We start from the raw sequence: 23315 nt of genomic DNA, 5'->3' as shown, positions 1-23315 counted from the left end.
CTGCGATTCACCTGATCGCGGAAAGCCTCTTTTGATTCAAAGAGAGTAACAGACTATATACTGCGCACGCTCGATTTCGCAATTTTTGCGAAGAACACCATATAGCTTGATCCCCGACCTGGAACCAGCATATTCTACATGTAGATTTTCCATCTTTTAGCGAATTTTTCCATATGAAAAGTCGACCTCTCCCGCATGGCCGCGCGCTGCTCCAGCGTGTTCTCGCTGAATCGGGGGATGTCGTCCATATCACCGATGTCGCGAAGGCTCTTGCCGTTTCAAGGGTCCAGGCGGCTAAGCGGCTTGCTCGCTGGCGCGAGCAAGGCTGGCTAAGTCGGGTCGGAACTGGTGCTTACGTTCCGGCATCCATCGATACCCTCGGTTCGGAACGTGTTCTTGATGATGGCTGGGTTCTCGTGCCGGCGCTTTTCTCGCCAGCCTATGTCGCTGGCCGCACCGCTGCCGAGCATTGGGACCTTACCGAGCAAATATTCAAAGACATCGTTGTGGTCACTGGTCAGGCCATCCGTACGAAGCAGCAACAACGGCATGGCTTTGATTTTTCGCTCAAACACGTGAAGGCGGAGAAGATCTTCGGTACCAAGCCCGTCTGGCGGCATCACACTAAGGTGCCGGTTTCCGATGTGCACCGGACCATCGTCGATATGCTCGACGATCCCGCCCTGGGCGGCGGCATCCAGCAGGTCGCCGACTGTCTGGGCGCCTATTTCAAACGAGCTGATCGCAGCGACCAGAAATTGATCGAATACACAGACCAGCTCGGGAATGGAGCCGTTTTCAAACGCCTCGGTTTCCTGGCCGACCGGCAGGATGAAGGCGCGCTTGCGGAGCAATGTCGCATAAGGCTCTCGGCCGGTAATGCCAAGCTTGATCCTGCTTTGGAATGCAAGCGACTCATCTCAAGATGGCGGCTGCTTATTCCCCTATCCTGGGCCACCGGAGACGCTAGTTGATCGATAAGCGCGAAATCCTTGATCTTGCTGCGCAGAATTCGCTCACACCGCATGTCATCGAAAAGGACTATGTCCTCGGCTGGATGCTTGCCGGCATCTACGCTCACGAGGAGCTTGCCGAGAAATGGATTTTCAAAGGCGGCACCTGTCTCAAGAAATGTTTCTTCGAAACCTATCGCTTTTCCGAGGATCTCGACTTCACGCTCCGCGACGAGGCCCAACTCGATGAAGCGCTCCTCAAGCGTGTCTTCGCCGACGTTGGAGCCTGGGTCTATGAGGAGACCGGCATCGAAGTCCCCGCCGACCAGCAGGAGTTTGATATCTATCGGAATCCGCGTGGCAATCTCTCCTGCCAGGGCAAGATTAGCTACAAGGGGCCGGTTTCACCAACCCGGCCCTTGCCTCGCATCAAGCTCGATCTGACCGCCGACGAACATGTCGTTCTCCCGCCCGAGACAGTAGAAATCTTTCATCCTTATTCCGATGCCCCCGAGGAGGGCATCGAGGTCCTGGCCTATGATTACGTCGAGGCCTTCGCCGAGAAGTTTAGAGCTCTCGCCGAGCGTACTCGACCGCGCGATCTCTATGATGTTGTTAATCTGTACCGCAACGCCGATGCAAGGCCAGAGCGCGTGCAGTTCGTCGACGTGCTGCGCCAGAAGTGCGCATTCAAGGGTATCAACCTGCCACAACTGGTCGACATTGCACCGCATCGCGGTGACGTGGAGGCTGGCTGGATTGGCATGTTGAACCATCAGCTTCCGGCCCTGCTCCCGATAGCTTCGTTTTGGGATACTCTGCCTGAAATATTTGACTGGCTCCATGGCCAGGTCGTTGAGTCGGTCTTACCAGTGATGGCCATGGCGGCCAGCGCGCCTCTCATTCACGAGCGCATTGTTGACTTCCCGGCGGGTACGCACGGTCAGTCGTTCATCGAGACCATCCGGTTCGCTGGCGGTAACCGGCTAGTCGTCGAAATCGACTATCGCGATCAGAAGGGGAAGCGCTCGACACGGGCGATCGAGGCGTATTCTCTGCGTCGGTCAAAAGCAGGCGATGTTCTTCTTATGGCCGTGCGCGCCGATGACGGCCAGCCACGCAGCTATTTGCTGAACAGCATTCTCGGCGTGACGCCGACGCAGAGAACATTTACCCCGCGCTATCCGGTTGAGCTCACGCCAACGGGCTTCCAATCCATTCCCGCGACCGCGCGATCGACGGGAATTGTGGCGCCACGAACCTCGGCCCGGCGCCGGCGGGCATCGAGCAGCGGCCCGACCTATGTCTTTCGCTGCACGGTGTGCGGCAAGCTGTTCGAACGCAAGACGCACGACAGCACGCTGCGATCTCACAAGAACCGAGCGGGCTACCAGTGCTATGGTACTTACGGCACGTATGTTCGCACGAAATACTAGTTCAGTGCTTACGGGGCTTCGTTTGGACCTTCGCTGGGACCCGCAAGTAAGCTTGCGTCATATTCAATCCGTCCGACGTTGCTGAAACGCAGCGTGAGCGGCAAAGCGCAAACGGAACAGCTTACATCAGTCCCGTCTTTTGCCTTGCTCTGCCCGATATCCTGAAATGATCCGCAGCGCGGGCAATCCCACGAGAAACTCTTGGGGATGAAGTGAAGCTGTCATCCTCTTTCTGTTCGAGGTTGTAGTCTGTCCGCAGTTTCCGCACTCAACCGTACCACCGGCCAGCAGGAACTCCCGACGCCATGCTACCGGCACTTCGCATTAACTAGAATTGCAGTGCTAGAAATTTCCAAGATTTCCGATGAGGCACCGCGGGCGAGTACGTCCGATATGCGTTTATGGATTTCGAGGGCCCGCACGCGGACTATTGCGGCATCGCGTTCAAGATTGGACTGACGAATGGTCGGGACATGAGAACGCTGTCCAGCGCGTGATAGGCGTTTCGCAGGTAGCTAATCGGTATTTTGCTATCCTCGCCGAGAGTGGACCATGTACCCGCTTCTTCCGTCGCAGTTGCCTGCCGCTGCACACGAAACGTGTAGCGGCCCGCCGAATTAGGGGCGATTGCAAGCAGCTCTCTGAGGACTTTGTCAGGCTGCCCGGTTTCCCTAGCGCGCAGCGGCACCTCTGCAAGATATCGTTAAGAAGGCTGTATCCTCACATCCGAAGCCATTCCTTAAGCTCCAGTCTGCTTGGACTTGCTTGCCTTCTTTTCCGATGCTCGGGTTTTAGGCTTCTCCTTCAGCGATTTATGTCGCGTCCGTAACGCACTACGTAGCGCAGCCTCGAAACGACCTTGAGCTTGCTTTCGTATTGATCGGAGTCAACTTTGGACGAGAAATCCATGGCTTTCGTCGGGACATGCGTCTATTGCTAAGACGATGGGGCTGCTGCGCCTTCGGGCGCTGGATCCCCTTGCTTCAGGCGCTCTAGGTAGCCGCGCGCGCGCGAAATCACCGCCTCGACCACCATGTCCAGGACGGGATCGCCGCCGGCAGGCATGGCTTCGACCTCGGCCTTGGCCGCCATTGCATGGTGCGTCACGGCCTGAGCAATCTCGGAGACGCGCCGGATCGTCTGGGCTGGAGAAAGCTTGCAGTCAATGGCGAAGCGCTCCCAGTGGTTGCGTCCGAGCTGGTCAGCCTGCTTCTGCCCGCCGATCTTCTGCGCCATGTTGCGGGTGATCTTCGGATATGGCGCCGCACAGACGATGTCGTAGCCTGGCGCCATGGCGGCGCCGCGCGCCGATAGCATCAGCGAGTAATTTTTGGCGTGGGAATCTGTGTTCCACACCATGGGATTGAAGATGGCAAGATCGACGAAGCGGGCGGTCTGCTGTGCTGCCATGTGGCGTTGGGTCACGCCGACCATGTCAGCCAATGATGGTCCTTTTAGGCCTCTATCGTTGTTCTGATACTTGGCACCTGGCGGGCGGCCCAGGGCTTGGCAGAAGTCCTCCTGATGCAGCCGCCGCCACCGCTTGCCGTCATGACGGCGGTCATAGCGCTCAACCAGCAGGTAGCTACGTTCGCCTGCCGTCCCGGTCGTCACCTTCGGCGTCGCGATTCCGATCATGCGCGCGAGCGTCAGGCAGAACGCCTCGTTCTGAACGGCGCCAGGCAAGCGCTCGCCATCGGGTTTGATGATGTGGGTCGATGGCGCGCCGTCGATCGGTATGTACAGGGTATCGCCGTTCAGAGCGACGGCGAGCTTCGTCTGCACACCGGCAAGCGACATCGACACGCCGTCCTCGCCGATGAGGAAGGGCTTGTGGGGTAGCTCATTGAGAATGCGCTCGAGCGAGGCCTTGTCGGGGATCTCTCGCCATTTGCCGGCGATGAGACCGGTGCCGGGTTGTCCGACGGAGAGCGCGCCGGCGGTGTCGCGGCCCATCTCGGCAAGAAGACCGATGACATCGGCCGGCGACTTGCCGAGCATATGACCCACGGTCCCCAGAGTTGCGTCCTCCGGCAGGAGATTTGCCGCCCATGGCAGAATTGCCGAGGCATCGTGCGACGCCCGCGAGAGCGGCATGGTGAGCGACACCGGGAAGGCGCCGGTCAGCCCGCGCCAGGATTCGGCATAAGTGAAGGCTGACGCTTCGTCGGCGGCCGTGATCCAGCCGACCTCTCGCGTCTCAAAGTACACCGGAAGACGGTCCATGAGGCTCTTCCTCGTCGCTGTCGGGAATGTCCGGTGTATGGGAAGTGTTCGCGCGGCGGGCCTGGACATCCTTGAGAACATCCTCGATGCGCAGCCCGAGCACGTTTGCCACGTGCAGGCTGCGCCCGAGCTGACAGGTGCTTTTTCCGGCCTCGAGGTCGACGATGAAGCGCTTTCCTGTCCCGCTCACCATGGCCAGCTCGTCCTGCCGGAGGCCCTGACGTTTGCGTTCTTCTTGGATAAGGCGCCCGAATGCTGCAGCGAACTCGGCGGCTTGGCGCGCGACACCGGTCTCGCCAGGAGCCTGGTTTGCGCCCGATGGGGGAGCGCCCTTTGGAGGCGTGTTCATAGCTCTCTCGTCGTAAAGTTACCGAGCGGGAACTTTAAGGCCTGGAAGCAGCAATGTCCAGTGGAAAGTTACCGATCGGGAACTTTTTCGCAGTTCCGATACGAGACGGCACGAAAGTTACCGAACGGGAACATTTACCCTCAGAGCGACGCTAGCGCCCGGGTTACCGATCCGGCATTCTGCTCCCCAAAATCCATTGGGTTCATTGAAGAGGAGATCGATGACCACCGGCGAGGAGATCCCCCAATCCCCGTCGAGCGAAGCATGGTCCAGCGTCCCTTGGTGTCGAGCGGCGCTGCCGGCCCCAGAACGATCTCGGCGACCTTGTGCGGCTCACGAACCGGCAGCGGATCGGCGATATAGGGGACGATCTCGCTGCGGCGAAACCGCGCCAAAACATGAGCCGCCAGGTGATCGGGCGTGCCCATGATTGCCAGCCGCGTTTCCTGTTCGTGTTGATAGGCAGGATGCTTCGAAGTCAAGCAGTTCCAGATCAGTGGAGAAGCTATGACCTCGCGCGCCAACTGATCCAGGAACGCAATGCCGATGTTGCGGTCTGACATAAAATTGGAGATTGGCAGCCGAAAATACAGGGCCGCTTCCTCGATACATGCGCAACGTCGGCGGCAGACTTCGTCGAGGTGGCAGCGAACCGGTCCGATGAAATCGGGAAGCTGCCCTGCAGGCGGTTTGTCATGAACGCGAAGATCGAAGGCGAGAGCCCGATCGCGACGCCCCCGTCCGTTGTCCGCATACGCTCGCCATTGGCCGAGGTCGTCGCGCGCCCGGCTGAAGCAGGCGATGAAGAATTCCAGATGCGGAATTATCGTGACAAAGAGGTCGAGCAGATAGTCGGTAAACAGGCGGGAGCGCCCGTCCGCTCCGGTCGCGATGTGTTGCGCAATGTCGCGCGCATGTCGATTCGGTGCTTGACTTCACTCCGTCATTGGCATGGCGATAATCGGTGAACCAGAATTCGCGGAATTTGAGAATGCGTGTAGTGATAGCGTTCGCTGTGATGGCGCTAATCTCCTGTTCGGCCTGAAGGTGCCGAGCGAGCCATTTCTGGTACCGCACGAGCGCCTTTCGAGCTCTGGCGGCAGAACAGTCGCGCTGGTTGGCGGGCTTGTACTCATGGATATGCTTACCTTACGCCTGCGGGTTTGATCAGGTCGCCGGCGGCATCAATCTTGAGATGGATCGCATGCTCGGCCCTGGCGAACACAAAACGATCCATGCGATCGACACGCAGCGGCCATTCCAATGAGCGGCATCTAATCCCTCTCTGATGGATCACGAGAACGACGTTCAGGGCAGGCAGAAGACCTCGGCGCTTCGACGTCAATTGACGATGCGACCGCCTCGACTGGCGATACCTCTTCGCCCAACGGTGGTCACATAGGTCGTCCAATCCGTCGTCGCATGCTTGGATAGCCCATCCGGGTGGCCGTCCTCGCGAACTGGACTACAGCCGGCGGGCCGAACCGATTTTGAGGTCGCCTGTGTATCTCTTTCACTCCAAGCCTGCCGAGTAGCTGCTGCGATCGTGTTTCTCATCCGCACGCTTCGATTGCCAGCCTTGAGACCCGTGTCCGAAAGTTTACGCGACACACTCTTAGAAAACTCCTGCAGAATATACGAATCAGCTCGGCACGCGGTTTGCTTCGTTCAGCACATCATCACCAATCGTAGTGCGGTGCCCTGAGCGCCGAAATCCATGCTGACCGAGCGCTGGCGTTTGGGCGCCGGCGTCGCTTACCTGCCCTGGACCGATTTCAAAGACTGTGACTATCATCTCTTGCGCGACGGCATTACCTTCACTGAACAACGCGGCAATGCAAGAACGCATCCGCGAAACAGCTCACAGCTCTCTCGCCCAGGACTTACAAGACGCGTCCTCCTAAAGACCGCCTCACAACGATCGAAGGTCCTTGCGAACCGGCGACCCCGGCGATTGGTCCGATTTCGAACTCAACCTGACACAACGTTCGATTCAACAGATTCCTTCGAGGCAAGTGTTGCGCACCAGTTACAGAAATTCGCGATGACGTTGCTAAGTCGCGAGCGGCTTGGGGCCCTGTAAAGAAATGAGACTCGGAATGAAGAAGTTGTTGCTGGTGACTGCGAGCATTCTATCGCTTGGAGCTATTGCGCCCGCATTCGGCGCTGACCTCGCTACGCAGCCCAGCCTACACCAAAGCTCCGCCGCCTGTCGCGGCTGCAATCTATGACTGGAGCGGCTACTATATCGGCATCAACGGCGGCTGGGGCTCAAGCGCGAGTTGCTGGGACTTCAATGGTGGCACGCCCGAGGGCTGCGATGACGCGACCGGCGGTACCGTGGGTGGTCAGATCGGCTATCGATGGCAGATGGGCCAGCTTGTGGTCGGGTTTGATGGCCAGGGAAACTGGGCTAACTTCACGGGCTCCAATATCAGCGTTGCCTTCCCAGCTGACACCAACCGCACCAAGATCGATGCATTTGGTCTGATCACCGGACAAATCGGCTACGCCTTTAACAACGTACTGGTTTACGCGAAAGGCGGTGCGCAGTGACGAGCAACAACTATCAAGTTGACGCGGCGCTCACGGGTACGCAGCTTGGACGCAGCGACCATGTCCTTTGGGGCGGCGCGGTAGGTGCCGGCATCGAATACGGTTTCGCGCCGAACTGGTCAGTTGGCGTCGAGTACGACCACCTGTTCATGCAGCCCAGCACAGCAACTTTCACCACCGTCCCTGGTGGTGTAACCACGGATCGCATCCGCCAGGATGTCGACCTCGTAACCGCACGGATCAATTACAAATTCGGCGGTCCAGTGTTTCTCAGGTACTGATCTCCTCGATCAAACGGCGGATCGAGAGCCCCGGCCTCCGGCCGGGGCTTTTTCTGATCTGGTAGACCTGCCGTGCAACCAGGCGAAATTGCCTGACGCGATCGAAGCAACCAAGGCGCTTTCGAGTCAAATCGTTTGGGATTGCCGGGCGTGTTCCGGGCTGATCAGCAATTGCCGTCTTCGCCTCATAGGCCACGACGGCAGCACAGTAACCTGACGGGGGCAGAGCAAGGCATCGCCACGCGCATATTGCCGCGCCGCCGTGGCGTTATCTCGATCGCAATGTCTCGTGCGTGACCGTGGCGGACGGCAGGCAAATGTTGTGGTCCGGACCGCCGGACGATCGTTCGTGTGGCCCTCCGCCCAGCGCCGTAACCTGGATCTTGCCCCTGGAATCGGTGCTTGGAACGTGGGTCATCACAGGGTGCCTTTCGAACTGCTTCGGGCAGACTGCGCCGGCCTCGGGCCCTCCAGCGTTTCCGTCGGTCGTGCACGGCGTTGTGAGGAATGAAGGCTGCGGGGGGTAATCAAAACTCGCCCGCGATGCTGATCGAAGCCAGCAAGTAGAGCGCATCTCCTGTCCCATCGCAACCCTTGCCTGTGAGTAAGTAGGCGCGTTGAATGTGGTCGCGTTGCGCGCCTTGAACGCTCAACGCCGCCCCGATACTGCCCATTTTCGAATGACGCCCTCTGGTCGTGGTCCAACTCAGTCACCTCGACTTCGGAGTTGTCCGCCTTTCCAGAAACACCCGCATCGCGGCGTCCGCCGCAAGATATCCAGCTCATGGCCCGCGTCCGCTAGACCATCGAAGAACGCAACCTTCGCATTGGTGTTCCGCGAAAAGGTAGTTCAGAAGCTAGCTAAGCTTCGTGAGGATTGCCCCAACTTGGTTGAGCGCGCAGAGCGCTAGAGTATCGTGCAACGTCTACCAGCAGCGTGCTTTTGGAAATGCGTTTACGGACTATCATTGCCGTCTTCGTGTCCGGGCTCGCAACCGTTTACGCCGCTTCCGATGACCACGATTTCAGTACCTAAGCTGCTACAACCACCGCACTTCAATTTGCGACACGTATACGAAACGGCCGCGTCCGCAGCAGGGGGGACGGAACGATCACGACGTTGAGATTGGAATCCGACTGGCCGTCGAGCTTGCAAGAGCGTTATGCGTCGATGATCTCACCTCGCCTAGTGGTCCGCGGCGCCCCCACAGCGACGATCGGCGACCAAACAGAACCCGGCCCTGTTCATAGTAACAGCGCCTATCTTATGGCTATACATCTGCGGGCGTGTAATTCGCCTAGCATTCTGCCGGAGCAACCCACAATCGCCCCTTCCGTTTCGCTAGATCTGCATCAGCGGCAACGTAACGGCGATCGTCACTAAATAGGACGCTAACGTCGCGCCTTGACGACGTACTGAGTCCGGCTGGACATTTCCAGCTTTCGCATCGCATTCTTGACATAAAAGTTGACGGTGTTCTCGCTCACTTTCAGGATGACTCCGATAGCCCAGGATGACTTTCCCTCCTCGACCCATCGCAAACACTGTCTTTCCCGTTCCGACAGGACAACCTCTTTCTCATCCGCCATGAATAATTTCTCCTGGAGCCGAGAGGACTAAGACGAGATTAGCAAATGCCATACCACTCAGTGGCACCGCAAACTCTCGCGGCAGGACAAATCTCGGGAGTTGCCGGTTCACTTCTCGGGAGAGTGCCATCCAACTGCAGCCCTATCGACGGAATTGCGACATCTGTCGCAAACGCAACAGCAGTATTTACGACAACCGTAGCAGTCGATATTTGCTCAACATCTGTGTCAGCTGGATATCACCCTTTGGCCGGGGTTCCTCCCGGAAGAGGGGATTGCTCCGTGAAGGTCCGTAGCGCCCGGCTCGCGAGCCGAGATCCGTGATTTGCACCAAAGCTTTGCTTTCCAGCGTGTCGGCTCCGACGCCCATCCGCTCAAAACGACGACCTAGCGTTCTGCGCCAATCCTATGGCAATCATGCAAGCTTTTACGTCCCAATAAACTACCAACGCTGGTCATTGATCGGCATCACGGCAAAAGATATGAACGGCGACGTTTGCGCCGACCGACGCTCAGCCTCCAGGATTTCCGTATGCAGTGTCAACCACAATCCCTTCGGCCTAACGCAGGTCATCAATTTACTCGGCCCTCGCCTGTCGAAATGCTTCGCGCCCAGGTCTGCTCGAATGGCGAGCTCTCGTTTCTGATGGAGGCACATGACGGCCTGTCCGCTAGAATCGCCGAGCGCTCAGGATTCAAAGGGCTCTGGGCGTCTGGTTTGTCGATTGCTAGCTCGCTCGGCTATCGCGATGCCAATGAAGCTTCGTGGACCCAGCTCGTCGAGAGCGTCGAACGCATAGTGGACTCGACCGCGCTACCTGTGCTCGTTGACGGCGACGGGGGCTTCGGCAATTTCAACAATGCGCGCCTCCTCGCACGCAAACTCCGTCAGCGTGGCGCGGCGGGCCTCTCGCTCGAGGACAGCTGCTTTCCAAAAATGAACTCGCTTATTGGGGAACGGCATCCGCTCGCCGATATCGATGAATTCTCCGGTCGTCTGCGGGCTGTGAAGGATACGGTGGCTGAAAACCTTGTTCTCGTGGCTAGGATCGAAGCACTGATCGCCGGCCATGGATTGAACGAAGCCATATTCCGTGCTCACGCCTATGCCGACGCAGGAGCCGATGCAATCTTGATTCACTCGCGAAAGAGTACCGCGGACGAGATGCTTTCGTTTGTCGGCGAGTGGCGGAACCGGCTACCTGTTGTGATTGTTCCCACGACCTACTATCGAACGCCAGTCTCAGCCTATCGTGATGCGCGCATCTCCACGGTCGTCTGGGCCAATCACGCCATGCGAGCTGCAGCAGCTGCAATGCGGCGCATCTGCGATAGTATCGTCGCTCAGGAGGGCGTTGCGAGCATTGAATCTCATATCGCCCCGCTCAGCGAGATCTTCGAGCTTCTGAGGTATGACGAACTCGCATTGGCCGAAAAGCGATATCTACAGCCCGCCAACCCATGGTGATACGTCTTGTCACCTCACGTCGACCGTCTTGAAAAGCCAGCGCGATGCAAACACCGCTCGCCTCTCGTCAGTCTTGCTTCAGTGTCAACCAACAGGCCGTCGACTCTGTAATCCTGGTGACGCTCTGACACGGCGGAACAGCTTTCCCCTGCCAGTTGGTAAGAAGCCCTACACAGCAGCTCATGCGCCGGTATGCGCGGATGACGATCATCCCGACGTCTTTCAATCTTAGGGCATCTGACAGGTCTGCGGCGGCGCCCACGATTGAACCAGGGACGTTCAAAACGCTCGTAGATTCATACACTGGATACGAAAGCGAATGAAATGCCTGTGAATGCACCTAAAAACGCTGTGATTCTTGCCGCTGGAGTTGGCTCTCGTCTGCGGCCAATAACGGACCTAAACCCGAAACCCCTGGTCCAAATCCATGGCACTCCTATCCTGCACAACGCGCTACATAACCTTGGGCGTGCCGGCGTGCAACAGGTGACCATTGTTGTCGGGTATCGCAAAGAGGCGATCCAAGAAGCTTGCGGCAGCCGCTTTGGCGGTGTTGCAATCAAATACGTCGAATCGCCTGTTTACGACCGTACTGGGAGCGCCTATTCGCTTTGGTTGGCGCGTGACGCGCTCGTTGCCGGGGACCACCTCCTTCTCGAGGGCGACGTCTTCTTCGAGGAAAATGTATTGCGGCAGCTGATCACCAATGAAGCGGCCGACGCCGCTGCTGTCGCTCCCTTCCATGAGCTGATGCAGGGATCAGCGGTCCTGTTGTCGGATCTTGGCTTCATTTCAGAATTTCGTTTGAAACAAACAGCGAGAAATCTCATCGCGGATGGCCCGCCTCTTTACAAGACGATGAATCTGTTGCGGCTGTCCGCGTCTACTCTGCGGACAGCGGTCGTTCCGGCCCTAGACGATATGATCAAGGCCGGAGCTACCCAGACCTACACCGAGGAGCTTCTTTCCTATCTCATGGAAACACAAGGCCTGCAGCTTGCTGCCGTGAGATGCGATGATCTCAGGTGGTACGAAATCGATGATGCGGAAGATCTGCGTACCGCCGAGCGCATCTTCGCAAAGGCCGACGTTTGATCCAAGCGCTCAGGGGCGAGGTTCACGACAATCACGCAAGGTTTGACGCTGCGCCTCTTCATGACCTGCGCGGCGGCCTCTGACACCCGACGCGTACGATGCCAAAACCCGCAAGCTTGACGGGGGCCGCAACCAACGCGGCCGCCTATGTCTCAGCAGAACGCGAGCGGCTCGTCCTGGCATGAAGCGTGAGACACACCCCCACAAGCAATGGTAATAGTGAAACAGTTATTTCGCCCCCAGCCGCTTTGACCGCAGGAATGGGACGGTACCTAGACCTTGAAGGAGGCAGATGATTTCGATTTGCTCGCTTTCGCTTTTCCAGATCGAGGCTTTTCCGCAAGCGACTGCGCCGAAGCACTAATCTCTTTGAAGTCGAATCTGAAGCTGATTCTTGATGCGCAAAGTACATTCTCGCCAAATTTGATCGGAATACGGCCGGCGCAATCAAGGCTCTCTTTGACGAAGACCGGCGCCGAAGTGGGCATTTCAAGCAGGCGCGCCTCCTGCGCGGAGGGCAGACGTGCACTTATTGTTACCCATTGCTGCGAGTAGTCGTCAATTCCGATGCGCCTGAGAGCCAACGAGATCGAGTTGGCGCCAGAGAATTTGTCCAGCAGTCCGGGAGTGCGTTTTGCCGGAAAGTAGCTATGCGCAATGACGATTGGGATGTCGTCCTGATAGCTCAGCGTGTCGATGCGCAGCACATCGTCTCGAGCTTGCAAGTCGAGGTAGCCGGCGAGCCGCTCGTCTGCCTTTATCCTTGCAGCAGAAAGGATCTTACGACGTGCCAAGCGGCCTTGCGAGATGAGATTGTCGGTCAGCCGGGTTTGAGGGGAGAGAAGATAGGGTGTTGGATGTTCGACAACGAAGGTGCCTCTTCCCTGCTCGACGCGGAGCAGTCCCTCCTGCTCAAGTGCCCTAATGGCGTATCTTACGGTGTGCCGGTTGACACCATATTCGATAGCAAGTTCCACGTCGTTCGGAAGCTTTTCGCCTGGCCGAAATCGGCTCGAGGCAATGGCTTCTTCGATGTTCGACCGAACAAACTCCCAGCGCTTTCCTTGATACATAGGTCTGATGGTCCGTAATTCAGGCTTTCAATTGCGGCTGGTTAGTGTCCGGCTTATCATTCTTCGGTTGTTCGAGCCGGGCTACGGCCGCTACGGCCGCTCCCCTCAGATACAGACGTTGTCGGTAAAGCTCCCGGAACACAGTTGCCCGGCGCGCTGAAGAGGCGATTGAGACGCTCGCATCCTCGACGTCATACTGACCTGAGTCCTCGCGATCTTGCAAAGCTTCATCGATGATACGGCCGTGCACAGTCGACGGTAGCGGCAGTCTCAGGCTGGAAAGGATCGTCGGTACCAGATCAACGATGCTGGTTGGGGCAGCAACAACTCCGCGTCTGAAGGCATTGCCAGCAAGGATGCATAATGAAGACAGCTCGTGCGCCGAAAGCCCTCCGTGCATGCCAACGCCGATCGGATAGGTGCCATCGTAGTACACCGCGTCGGGGGAAGCGCTCCGATTGGCTGCGCCGCAATCGGCGAGAACAAACGACAGATCCGCGCTTCGCTCGTGGTCGGCCATGACCGTGGAAAGCGGGAGGGTGCTCGCGATGAGTGGAGCGCCATCGGAATCCTGACGTGAGAAAGGCACGCCAAACCATGGCTCCTCGGACAGGCTGTGATACATCTCTGTCAAAAGATGGCCCTCTCTGTCCCGGGCCCAAATGTTGACAACCCGTTGAGCTGTTATTGCGGCGTCTACGTCGGCCGTGAGCTCGTATCCGACCTTGAATCCCGACCGCTGCAAGTGCTTCAATACGGACACCTTTTCTCCAATGATGGCGTGTCCGTGATCGGATGCAGCAATAAGCTGTACTCCTTCCCGCTCTCCTTTCTCGCTCCACCACGCGAAAATGCGCCCAAATTGCCGATCGACCTCATGGAGCACCTCACGGGCCGTAGGATGCTGAAGTCCGAACATGTGATATGTAATGTCCGGCTCCGAAAGCCATAGGAGGCTGACCTCCGGAGGTGCTTCTTTCTTCAGAAACGAAAAGAATAGATCGACGACACGCTCAATGGTAGCACGCGCTGGCCGCTCGTCGGGAGGGAGCATCGGAAACGAGGGCGCAATCCGGCGAACGGCTCCATTGCCACTGAACTTTGATGGGTCATGAACCCAGAAAGCCGGCGCACCTGTCTGCCAACTCCCCCAGCTCGAAAGTCCAAACGAGCCTTGCGACTGAGATCCGATCGACAGCATCGCCCTTCCATGAGCCGCCAAAACTTCGCCGATCGTCGTGGCGGTGAGGACGCTACCGTGTTCGCTGCCGAGCGTCAGGAGCGCCGAGAGCGAAGATCCGTCGATCGACCGACCGTTTGCCAAAAAACGGTTGCCGATGATTCCATGGGCCGAGCTATGTCCGCCCGTGGCCAGCGCGGCCGATGAAACCCGCGTCTCACTGGGAAAAGATGAGGTATGGCGGGCAAGTCGAAGGCCGATTTTGGACAGCTCGGCGAGATTCGGCGTGACTGCTTCGTCCAGCTGGTCAGGGCGGAGGCCATCCAGCACGACAATTACAAATTTCATCCGGCCACCTTCCAGCTCCGATTCCCGAGCCTCAACCTACGGGAGGGGCAGCGCGCTTGTCCAGCTACCTAGGCACCTAGGCCTGTCATGATGGTGTCACATGGTGTGAATTATATCTCGCACTACTCGAACCGCTCCTCAGAAAAAAATTGTGCGAGTCCGCCCCGCTCGAGCATGAGCACGCCAGCTGCATGGTCCAGAAGCTCGGCACACGATAGTTTAGTGCAACTAAAGGATGTTTTATGAATACGTGTAACCGACGCGAGATTCTCAGATTGGTCGGCGGGCTGTGCTTGCTTCCATCGAGCTCTGTCTTTGCCCAAGACGCTGGCCGAACGGCACTGCGGATTGCAATGCAGGATCTGCGCGTCGAGCTCGATCCGCTCCATCCCCGTGCTACGGCGCTCGTGAGCTTCCGGGTGCTCGAGAGCATCTACGACAAGCTCTTCGCAATCGACTATCAACGGGACGGGCAGATTCGGCCGATGTTGGCCGAAGGCATCGAGGCTCTCGACAGCACCACCTATCGCGTGTCTCTGCGGAAAAAGGTTCGATTCCACGATGGTGAAGAGTTAACGGCAGAGGACGTCGCATTTACTTTCGGTGCGGAGCGTATGCTGGCAAAGGACAGTCCGGGCTATGGCGTTGGCCAAATCAGCTTTCCATCAATCAGCGCGGTGCGGGCAACCGGTCGACATACTGTCGAGTTTAGCACCAAGGCGCCCGATCCTGTTTTTGTCAAACGCCTGACCTCATATGGAGCCGGCATCGTCTCAAAGTCGGCCTTTCTGAAGGCGGCGACATTCGATCAATGGGCCAGAGCTCCCATAGCTGCGGGGCCGTACCGGGTCGTTGAGGCCGTCGAAAACCGCTACATACGCCTCGAGGCGCACGAGGGGTACTGGGGTGGAAGGCCGCCGCTGAAGGGGCTCGAGTTTCGGATGGTGCGGGAGCCGGCGGCACGCGTCGCGGGCCTTCGCGCTGGCGACTTCGATATCATCACAACCGTAGCGCCGGATCAGTTCGATATCCTCGCCGCAGACAAACGTTTGGACGTAGTTGGAGGCGACACGATGTCCTTCCGCACGCTGGCCTACGATTCGACCACCAATGAGGTGCTGCGGGATCCGCGCATAAGGCGCGCCATGAATCTGGCGATCGACAGGCAGACCATTGTCAGTAGTATTTGGCGCAAGCGCATAAGTGTGCCCCCTTCCCATCAAAACGCTGCTTACGGCGCTCTCTACAATCCTGACCGGCCAATCCCACGGTACAATCCGGAAGAGGCGAAGCGACTTCTTGCCGAAGCCGGTTATAGCGGGGCAGCAATTCCTTTCAAAACGGTTGGCAACTATTACACGGCCGAGCTTATCGAAACTCAAGCCATTGCAGCGATGTGGAGGGCTGTCGGCCTGAACGTCGATATCCAAATGAAAGAGAATTGGGCCCAAGTGGAAGACCGTCTGGGCCGCGGTGTGAACAACTCGTCCGATGGGACATACTATCCCGACCCCACCGCATCGTTCGTCTCGCGCTGGGGGTCTCAGAGCAATTTTCAGAGGGGCGGGTATTGGCGGAACGACAGATTCAATGTGCTGGAGACGACCTTGCTGACGGCGCAGGATCTGGCCCAAAGGCGAGCCGCCTATCAAGAGATGCTCGACATTTTCGACGAGATTGATCCACCAGGAACGGTGCTCCATTCGCTTGGCGAGTTCTTCGGAAGGCGCGCCAACATCAAGTGGACACCGACGCCAACCGGTTTGATGGATTTTCGGCCAGGCGCAATCAACGCCTAGCCGCGAATGCCTTGGGCCAGACGCAGGAAGAATTTTGTCTGCTCGGAAGGTGGGATCATGGACCAAACCACTTCGCATGCACTTGAAGCGCCTTATCTTCACACCTTTGAGCATGCGAATGCCGGATGCCCAGCCATGACGGCTGGCGGCCCGCCGCTTCTCAGCATTACGGGATTGACAGTTGTTCTTCCAGACCGACCCGAGACGCGCCTCCTCGACGACGTTCAGTTCGAGCTGCGGAAAGGTGAGTTTTTCGCGCTTGTCGGCGAAAGCGGCAGCGGAAAAAGCGTGCTGTGTTCGACCATCATGGGAGTAGCAAGTGCGGAGCTGAGATGTCTTGGCGATATTCACATCGAAGGCAGGCCTCTTGCCGATGTCGATCGGCGCCGGCGTGCAATGATCTACCAACAGCCAAGTCTATATCTTAACCCCGTTCGGAACATTGGATTCCAGCTTCGCGAGACTGTCCAGATGATCGGCGGCTTGAGCAAGAAAGAGGCGAGCCAAAGAGCTGCAGATCTACTCTGCGATGTGGGGATCGATGACCCCAAAGAAACCATGAGAAAATATCCGCACGAGATGTCTGGCGGAATGAACCAGCGCGTCATGATTGCGATGGCGCTCGCGATGAAGCCGAAGCTTCTCATCGCAGACGAGCCGACCTCGGCTCTCGACGTCACCACGCAAAAGCAGATCCTTGACTTGCTTGAAAGGCTCCGCTCAGACATGGCAATCCTCTTTGTGACCCATGACCTCGGCGTTGCCTTGCAGCGGTCGGATCGCATCGGCGTTCTCTACGCCGGCCAGTTGGTCGAAATCGGGCGCGCCGATCTCGTCGCTCGAACTCCCCTGCACCCCTATACACGCGCGCTATTCTCGGCTGTCCCACCACTATCAGGCCATCCGCGGCGTCTGCACAGCCCTGCAGGCAGCCTCCCTGAACCTACTCAGCGCCAGGCCGGCTGCAATTTCGCGTCTCGGTGCTCCGGAACGCTGGACATCTGCCGGCACACAAGGCCCGCCTTGCAGGGCATCCCTCTACAAGTGGTGGCATGCCACAACTTGGAGGCATGAATGACATTGCCAATCGAGCCTCCTCGCGTTCGTACGGCGCGCGCGTCCTCCGAACCCCTTCTCGAGCTGCGCGATGTCGATTTTTGCTACCCGGCCGCTCGCCGCTCCGCTGCGGAGGTCCTTGGCGGCTCGAGGCTGAACAAGATCAACATGACCATCCGTCCTGGGAAAGCCCATGGGCTGATCGGGGCGTCCGGCAGCGGCAAAAGCACAATTGCGAAGCTTCTGCTTGGGCTGACAGCGCCACAAGCGGGCCGGATCTTTTTTGAGGGCGAGCTGCTGACGCCGGATCGATTGGCTGAATTCCGCCTCCGTGTCCAGCCTGTCTTTCAGAACCCACTCGACGCACTGAACCCAGCCACCCCGATGGGAAAGCAAATTACCGCGCCTCTGCTTGTGAACTTCAAAATAAAGTCTTCCGAGTGTCAGGCTCGGCTCGCTGCAGCAATTTCCGCCGTAGGCCTATCGGGCGAGATCCTTGGCAAGTTACCGCATCAGATAAGCGGCGGACAGGCGCAGCGGGTTAATATAGCGCGGGCGCTGATCCTCGATCCCGAGGTTCTGATTTGTGACGAGCCGGTCTCCGCACTCGACATGACCGTTCAAGCTCAGATCCTGAACCTTCTGTCGGATCTGCGCGAGAGCCGGGGCTTGTCGCTCTTGTTCATCAGTCATGACATCAGATCCGTCGCCTATCTCTGCTCAGAGATCACCGTCCTGAAGCGCGGAAGCATCGTCGAGAGCGGCTCACGAGACCAGGTACTGCTCGCGCCAAAGACGGATTACATGAAGTCCCTGCTCAGCGCGGTGCCCAACTCTGAACTCGGCCTCGATATGGCATCACCTTCAAAGCCTTGTCCGCAAGCAATAGGGCGTCGGCATTTTCCGGCGGAGAGGTGATAGCCGCATGAGAGGAAACGGCCAAAAGGTATTTGCGAGCAAAATTGCTCGCGCATTGGTCACGCTCGTTCTGATGGTGACGAGCGTATTCATCCTTATGCGCTGCGCGGGCGATCCCGTAACGGTCTTACTCGGGCCGGACGCGACTCCGGACATGCGGGCTGCATACACCGGCGAATTGGGGCTCGACCGCCCGATGCTGGCACAGTACCTGGCCTATCTGCATAACATAGTCCGAGGAAGCTTAGGCGTCTCTTACGTCTATCGACAGGATGCACTTGGTGTCGTCCTCAGCCACCTTTCACTGACGCTGATACTCACCTGCTCTGCTCTTACCTTGGCGGCGGTCACAGGCGTTGCGGGAGGAATAGCTGCCGCGGTGTTTCCATCGAGCTTCATAGGCCGTGCGTGCACGATCGGAGCCGTCGTGGGACTGTGCGTTCCCAGCTTCTTCCTGGCAATCGTCCTAATGCTGGTGTTCTCAATTCAGCTCAATTGGCTGCCAACCGGCGGCGCTGAGAACTGGCGCAGCTTGGTTCTGCCGGCAGTTACGATGGCGGCCGCAAGCTCCGCCGTGCTTGCCCGCTACACCCGCGTGGCCGTTCGCGAAGCGCTGGATAGCCGGTATGTGTTGGCTGCGTTTGCGCGCGGCATTCCGTTCTCGCGGATATTGATCCACCACGTGATGCCCAATGCGGCGGTGCCGATCCTGACCATACTTGGCCTGCTCATCGGCGGAGCGGTAACTGGTTCGACGGTCGTGGAGACGGTCTTCTCATGGCCGGGTATCGGAAATCTCTTCATCACTTCCGTCGGAAACAGAGATATTCCAGTGGTACAAGCAATTGTCCTGCTTGCTGGCACTGCGATGATCATGACCAACCTGGCGGTCGATCTCGGTTACGCCTGGCTCGATCCGCGCTCGAAATCCTCGGAGACATAGATGAGCACCGCCTGGGCGCGTGAATGGACCTGGACTATCTTTCGTTCTTCGAAAGACCGTCGCGATCTGCGTAAGCCACCCAAAATTGGACTCTATGTTGCCGCGTTATGGCTTGTCGCATGTCTGTTGATTGCCGCACTGGCCCAGCTGATCTCGCCCTATCATCCAGCGCAGATTTCCTTGGATGCACGGCTTTCGCCACCACTATTCTTCGGCGGCACGCTGGAACATTTGTTAGGCACCGACGAGCTCGGCCGCGACGTGCTGGCTCGCTTGATGTATTCGATCCAGATCAGCATGCTCGTTGCGGTGGGCGGGACCTTCATTAGCACCCTGCTTGGCGTTTCGCTGGGCTTCCTCGCTGCCGAGCTTGGCGGACTAATCGACGAGGGTGTTATGGCACTGGTCGATATGCAGGCTGCTGTGCCGTTCATGATGACCGCACTCCTTGTCATCACGATATTTGGCAATTCACTGGCACTCTTTGTGTGTCTTGTGGGCTTGCACGGTTGGGAACGCCACGCCCGCATCGCGAGAGGGCTTGCTTTGACGGCCCGCACTCGGCTCCATGTAACGGCGGCGCGGACCTACAACGCTTCGCGGGTCCATATTTACGCAAGGCATATTCTCCCAGCCTGTGCACCGACCATCGTGGTCGGCATGACTCTTGGGCTCACCGAGACGGTTCTCCTGGAAAGCACCCTGAGCTTTCTGGGACTGGGGATTCAACCGCCGATGTCGAGCTTGGGGAATATGGTGGGATTCGGCAGAGACTATTTGATGACCGCATGGTGGATCGCGCTCGCGCCGGGGCTCGTCATCGCTGCGACGGCGATCGCCCTCATGACAATCAGCGAGGCGCTGCGCCAGATGAGACCTCGCTCAGCTTCTTTCACGTCTATCTGAGGTGACGTCATGTCGCGCCCGGACCTCGAAAGCTCAACAAATCAAATGGTCAGGAACGTTCCTCTTTATCGGCAAAAGAGGAAGTTCACTTGTGGACCATCTTCCCTGATGATGGTCATGTCCGCGCTGGACGAGCGATATCAGCCGAATGAAACAGCTGAGCTCGAGATCTGGCGAGAGGCAACGACCATTCACGGCGGCTGCGGACCGGTTGGTCTGGCATTAGCTCTCAAACGCCGCGGGTTCGCAGCCCTTGTTGTCGTGAGCCATGATGGGCTTTTTCTTAAGTCTCGCGCTTCACAAGGCGGCGAGGTGGAGGTGATGCAGATTCTGCAGGAGCGAGATCTCGCCGAAGCAGACCAGCGCGGCATCCCTGTCCATGTTGGCACTTACAGCCTTGAAGACGTCTCGAAATGGATGGCGGTAGGGTGGTATCCCATCGTAATGGTCAGCATTGAGTTCGAAGCTAGAACGATAACTCATTGGGTGGTGGTGACCGGGGCCGACGCCGATCACGTGTTCTTCAATGATCCTCTCAGAGATCCAGCTGGCGAAGATGCTGCCACGCGCGTCGATCACGCGAGCTTTGCCAGCATGACCGAGTTCGGTCCCAGCCGGGAAAAGGCGGTCATTCTTGCGGGGCTTCCAAAGATGGCGAATGTCGCGCTTCCGCTTCCCAGGATTTATGCTAGCCATCAGCCTCGGCTTGACGTGCCAAGCTTTTCTGGTCGCGAACGCTGATGCATTTTGTAGCCGCCAAACCCCCAACCTATAGCCACGATCAGTCGGTCTCGAATGGTGCCATCGAGCGGCCTACGGTCGGCAGCGCCGGTATGTACCGAATTTGACACCAGCATAACGAGCCATCAGGAGGCCTGCCCTGCATACTTGCCGCGCGTCCTCAAACGGGCGTTTTCGGCGGGCGCGCGAACACCTCAGGGCGCTGTCATGGTCAACATCCTTTACTCGCATCCTAACGCGCTCGCGTAGTTCAGCGCAGTTCCAGCCCGCCCTCTGAACGCAACATGCGCACTGGATAGCAGATCGCGCATCCGCACATTTTCCACATCGGCCCCTGGCATTCTCCCGCTCCGTACCGATCGGCTCGAGGCTTTGCCGCTGATGGGTGCGGAATTCCGGATTGCCTTGGCTGCCCCGCATCCGGTCCTACCAACAGCTATGAAGAAACTTGACGAAGGAAGACCTCCAGATTGCAGATCAACCAGAGTTGTTTTCCGAATGTGTCGTTTGCCGCTTGAGAGCGGCGTGCATACCATCGCCGGAGAGCGCCAACGTCGAGATAATCAGCGATCGCGGGAGAGTCTTTGAAGATTAAATCCCGAAACGGCATCGAGCTCTGGTCTGTCGCCCAGTTACCTAAAGGCAATGGAAATCCGAGCTTCTTTCTCGTGATCACACTTACGGGTAGACGATCTTTGTAAAGGGTGCGCAGCGCGGCCTTGGAGACGTCAAGCGTTTCGCTAAACTTCTCAATCGGTGTGAAGGCTGCCTGAAACCTTGCGAAGGCATGCTTCCAACGCAGATGTTCTGAGAACGGCATGCGCAGAGCCAACGCAACGATACGATGGTCTGTGAAGGGAACGCGAGATTCCACCCCCGCTGCCATTGTGGTGTTGTCGACCATTTCAAGCAGCGCCGGAAGATGATGCCGTACAAAGAATTGCCTTATGCGGTCGACCGGAGTGGCACCGCCTGAATAGTAGGCATTGTTCATCCCATCGATCAGCTCCGCATCGTGACCAATCTCCTTTCTCCACGCCGGTGTCGCCAGCCCCAGCTTCTCGGCTTGGGGAAAGTAAGTGTACCGCGCAAGAAAGAACTCGAATTCGCTCGCTTGGAACTTGGGAAGGCCGAGATGACGCCGCGCCGGGCGGCCAATGACATCTGGCAAAGCGGCCAGCAGCGCCTGTCGACGAAGGTCGAAGGACAACCTGAAGATCCGGCTATATCCAAGGAATATCTCATCGGCACCTTCGCCGGTCAGGAGAACCTTGTGAGAGTGGCTGACCGCCCGCGCAAGCAAATACATCGCCGCTTCGTTGTGCATGCCGACTGGATGACCACGTAAAGCGGTAAGGCGCTTAACGACATCCAGGCTCGTTGCCCCGGGCAGCCGAACCAAGACGTGGGCGAGCTTGAGAGATTTCGCGACCTCGACAGCATAAGGGCTTTCGTCGTACACATTGTCGCATACGACTCCCGTGAAGCATGTCGGTTTTTGTGAAGAGCGCCTTGATAGTTCGAAAGCCAAGATACTGGAGTCGAGGCCTCCGGAAAGCAGAGCCGCGACTGGCGTGTGGGGCAGCAAATGTTCCTCCACGGCGCTACCGATCAATGCTTCGAGAGAACTGCAATCATCACAATCATCAAGGCGGGCAGGATCCCACCAACGTCTATGCTCGTGCGATTTAGCTGTGATTTTCAGCCAAGTGCCGGGTTGCAGCTTTCGAATATCTGCAAACAAAGTCCTCTCGCCGAAAACAGCGCGGTAGGAGAGGAAACTTGATAACCCAACCGGATCGAGCTTCGAGCGGATTCTTGGCCAATGCAGGATGGCTGACGGCTGTGAGGCAAAGACAACGCCATTATCTGCGCAAGCGTAATATAGCGGTTTGATTCCGAGCCGATCTCTGACGAGGAACGCCGTCCCGGTCTTTTGATCGTGGATTGCGAAAGCAAACATTCCCCGCAGACGTTTGACGCTATCAATTCCCCAGCAAGCAAATGCCTTGCAAAGCACTTCCGTATCCGACTCTGTGCGAAATTGGTATCCGCGCCGGAGCAAGTCCTGCTTTAAGTCACGGTAATTGTAGATCTCGCCGTTGTACGTGACTGCTACGCCGAGCTCCTCATCGAGGAACGGTTGATTTGACCTCGGATCCGGATCGATGATCGCGAGCCTTCGATGCGCAAAGGCAAAGGAAGACGTCACGCAACTGCCACTCGCGTCGGGCCCCCGATGGGACAGCGTCTGAGCGCAACGCGCAAGGTTCCGCTCGGCCACTGACTTATCAGCAATCCGGCCGATGAATCCGCAAATCCCACACACAGCTCGCCTCCTCCGCGTGCTAAGCCGGCTCCCATACGGTCGAGGCGCCGGCTCGCCGGCACCTCTCG

Annotated in this window: 18 protein-coding genes and 1 pseudogene; 12 read left to right on the top strand and 7 right to left on the bottom strand. The window is 57.9% G+C overall.

Features of this window, described 5'->3' with window-relative positions; translation table 11 throughout:
- The first annotated feature begins 173 nt into the window (after positions 1-173).
- A complete protein-coding gene (locus BM190_RS35160) occupies positions 174-974 on the top strand; it encodes a type IV toxin-antitoxin system AbiEi family antitoxin domain-containing protein (protein WP_092262099.1) in 801 nt (266 codons plus the stop codon).
- On the top strand, positions 971-2389 hold the full coding sequence (locus tag BM190_RS35155) for a nucleotidyl transferase AbiEii/AbiGii toxin family protein (protein ID WP_092262098.1): 1419 nt from the start codon (positions 971-973) through the stop codon (positions 2387-2389). Before BM190_RS35160 ends, BM190_RS35155 begins: the two co-directional genes overlap by 4 nt.
- 936 nt (positions 2390-3325) lie before the next feature.
- Here the strand turns inward: BM190_RS35155 and BM190_RS35150 are convergent.
- The 3 genes from BM190_RS35150 to BM190_RS35140 all read right to left on the bottom strand — a co-directional run bounded on the left by BM190_RS35150 (position 3326) and on the right by BM190_RS35140 (position 5527).
- Positions 3326-4615: a type II toxin-antitoxin system HipA family toxin gene (locus tag BM190_RS35150; protein ID WP_092262097.1), complete on the bottom strand. Its 1290-nt coding sequence runs from the start codon at positions 4613-4615 to the stop codon at positions 3326-3328.
- Positions 4590-4964: a helix-turn-helix domain-containing protein gene (locus BM190_RS35145; RefSeq protein WP_092262096.1), complete on the bottom strand. Its 375-nt coding sequence runs from the start codon at positions 4962-4964 to the stop codon at positions 4590-4592. The genes BM190_RS35150 and BM190_RS35145 overlap by 26 nt, the downstream gene beginning before the upstream one ends.
- A 140-nt stretch (positions 4965-5104) precedes the next feature.
- Complete coding sequence (locus BM190_RS35140) at positions 5105-5527, bottom strand: hypothetical protein (RefSeq protein ID WP_092262095.1); 423 nt, start codon at positions 5525-5527, stop codon at positions 5105-5107.
- 132 nt (positions 5528-5659) lie between these two features.
- Between BM190_RS35140 and BM190_RS35135 the strand changes: the two genes are divergently transcribed.
- Complete coding sequence (locus BM190_RS35135) at positions 5660-5932, top strand: hypothetical protein (RefSeq protein ID WP_092262094.1); 273 nt, start codon at positions 5660-5662, stop codon at positions 5930-5932.
- Between the two features lie 1131 nt (positions 5933-7063).
- Positions 7064-7801, top strand: a pseudogene (locus BM190_RS35130) (outer membrane protein).
- A gap of 1392 nt (positions 7802-9193) precedes the next feature.
- Here the strand turns inward: BM190_RS35130 and BM190_RS35125 are convergent.
- Positions 9194-9391, bottom strand: a complete 198-nt coding sequence (locus tag BM190_RS35125) for a helix-turn-helix domain-containing protein (protein ID WP_092262093.1) — start codon at positions 9389-9391, stop codon at positions 9194-9196.
- A gap of 601 nt (positions 9392-9992) precedes the next feature.
- On the opposite strand from BM190_RS35125, the gene aepX reads away from it, so the two are divergent.
- Together aepX and BM190_RS35115 are read left to right on the top strand one after the other, a co-directional pair.
- The gene (gene aepX / locus BM190_RS35120; RefSeq protein ID WP_092262092.1) at positions 9993-10859 is read left to right on the top strand and encodes a phosphoenolpyruvate mutase; all 867 of its coding nucleotides are present in this window, start codon (positions 9993-9995) and stop codon (positions 10857-10859) included.
- 324 nt (positions 10860-11183) lie between these two features.
- Positions 11184-11954: a phosphocholine cytidylyltransferase family protein gene (locus BM190_RS35115; RefSeq protein ID WP_092262091.1), complete on the top strand. Its 771-nt coding sequence runs from the start codon at positions 11184-11186 to the stop codon at positions 11952-11954.
- A 272-nt stretch (positions 11955-12226) separates the two neighbouring features.
- Here BM190_RS35115 and phnF read toward each other — a convergent pair whose 3' ends face one another.
- Together phnF and BM190_RS35105 are read right to left on the bottom strand one after the other, a co-directional pair.
- Positions 12227-13027 carry a phosphonate metabolism transcriptional regulator PhnF gene (gene phnF, locus BM190_RS35110; RefSeq protein WP_092262090.1) on the bottom strand — a complete coding sequence of 267 codons (801 nt, stop codon included), beginning with the start codon at positions 13025-13027 and terminating at the stop codon, positions 12227-12229.
- Between the two features lie 19 nt (positions 13028-13046).
- Positions 13047-14555, bottom strand: coding sequence for an alkaline phosphatase family protein (locus tag BM190_RS35105; RefSeq protein ID WP_092262089.1), 1509 nt, complete (start codon positions 14553-14555; stop codon positions 13047-13049).
- A 353-nt stretch (positions 14556-14908) separates the two neighbouring features.
- Here BM190_RS35105 and BM190_RS35100 point away from each other — a divergent pair, with 353 nt between their 5' ends.
- The 6 genes from BM190_RS35100 to BM190_RS35075 are packed head-to-tail and all read left to right on the top strand — an operon-like array spanning position 14909 to position 20918.
- Positions 14909-16354, top strand: a complete 1446-nt coding sequence (locus BM190_RS35100; protein ID WP_244550834.1) for an ABC transporter substrate-binding protein — start codon at positions 14909-14911, stop codon at positions 16352-16354.
- A gap of 57 nt (positions 16355-16411) precedes the next feature.
- Complete coding sequence (locus BM190_RS35095; protein WP_244550833.1) at positions 16412-17428, top strand: ABC transporter ATP-binding protein; 1017 nt, start codon at positions 16412-16414, stop codon at positions 17426-17428.
- Positions 17429-18328: an ABC transporter ATP-binding protein gene (locus BM190_RS35090; RefSeq protein ID WP_092262086.1), complete on the top strand. Its 900-nt coding sequence runs from the start codon at positions 17429-17431 to the stop codon at positions 18326-18328. It begins immediately after the preceding gene.
- Between the two features lie 7 nt (positions 18329-18335).
- On the top strand, positions 18336-19271 hold the full coding sequence (locus BM190_RS35085; RefSeq protein WP_092262085.1) for an ABC transporter permease: 936 nt from the start codon (positions 18336-18338) through the stop codon (positions 19269-19271).
- Complete coding sequence (locus BM190_RS35080) at positions 19272-20177, top strand: ABC transporter permease (protein ID WP_092262084.1); 906 nt, start codon at positions 19272-19274, stop codon at positions 20175-20177.
- A gap of 9 nt (positions 20178-20186) precedes the next feature.
- The gene (locus BM190_RS35075; RefSeq protein WP_092262083.1) at positions 20187-20918 is read left to right on the top strand and encodes a peptidase C39 family protein; all 732 of its coding nucleotides are present in this window, start codon (positions 20187-20189) and stop codon (positions 20916-20918) included.
- 436 nt (positions 20919-21354) lie between these two features.
- Here BM190_RS35075 and asnB read toward each other — a convergent pair whose 3' ends face one another.
- Positions 21355-23247, bottom strand: coding sequence for an asparagine synthase (glutamine-hydrolyzing) (gene asnB, locus BM190_RS35070; protein WP_092262082.1), 1893 nt, complete (start codon positions 23245-23247; stop codon positions 21355-21357).
- Positions 23248-23315: the final 68 nt, after the last annotated feature.

It is taken from the genome of Bradyrhizobium sp. Rc3b (assembly GCF_900114915.1).
Taxonomy (GTDB): domain Bacteria; phylum Pseudomonadota; class Alphaproteobacteria; order Rhizobiales; family Xanthobacteraceae; genus Bradyrhizobium.
The sequence above is the reverse complement of the archived record's forward strand: the minus strand, read 5'-3'. Positions and strand labels throughout refer to the sequence as shown.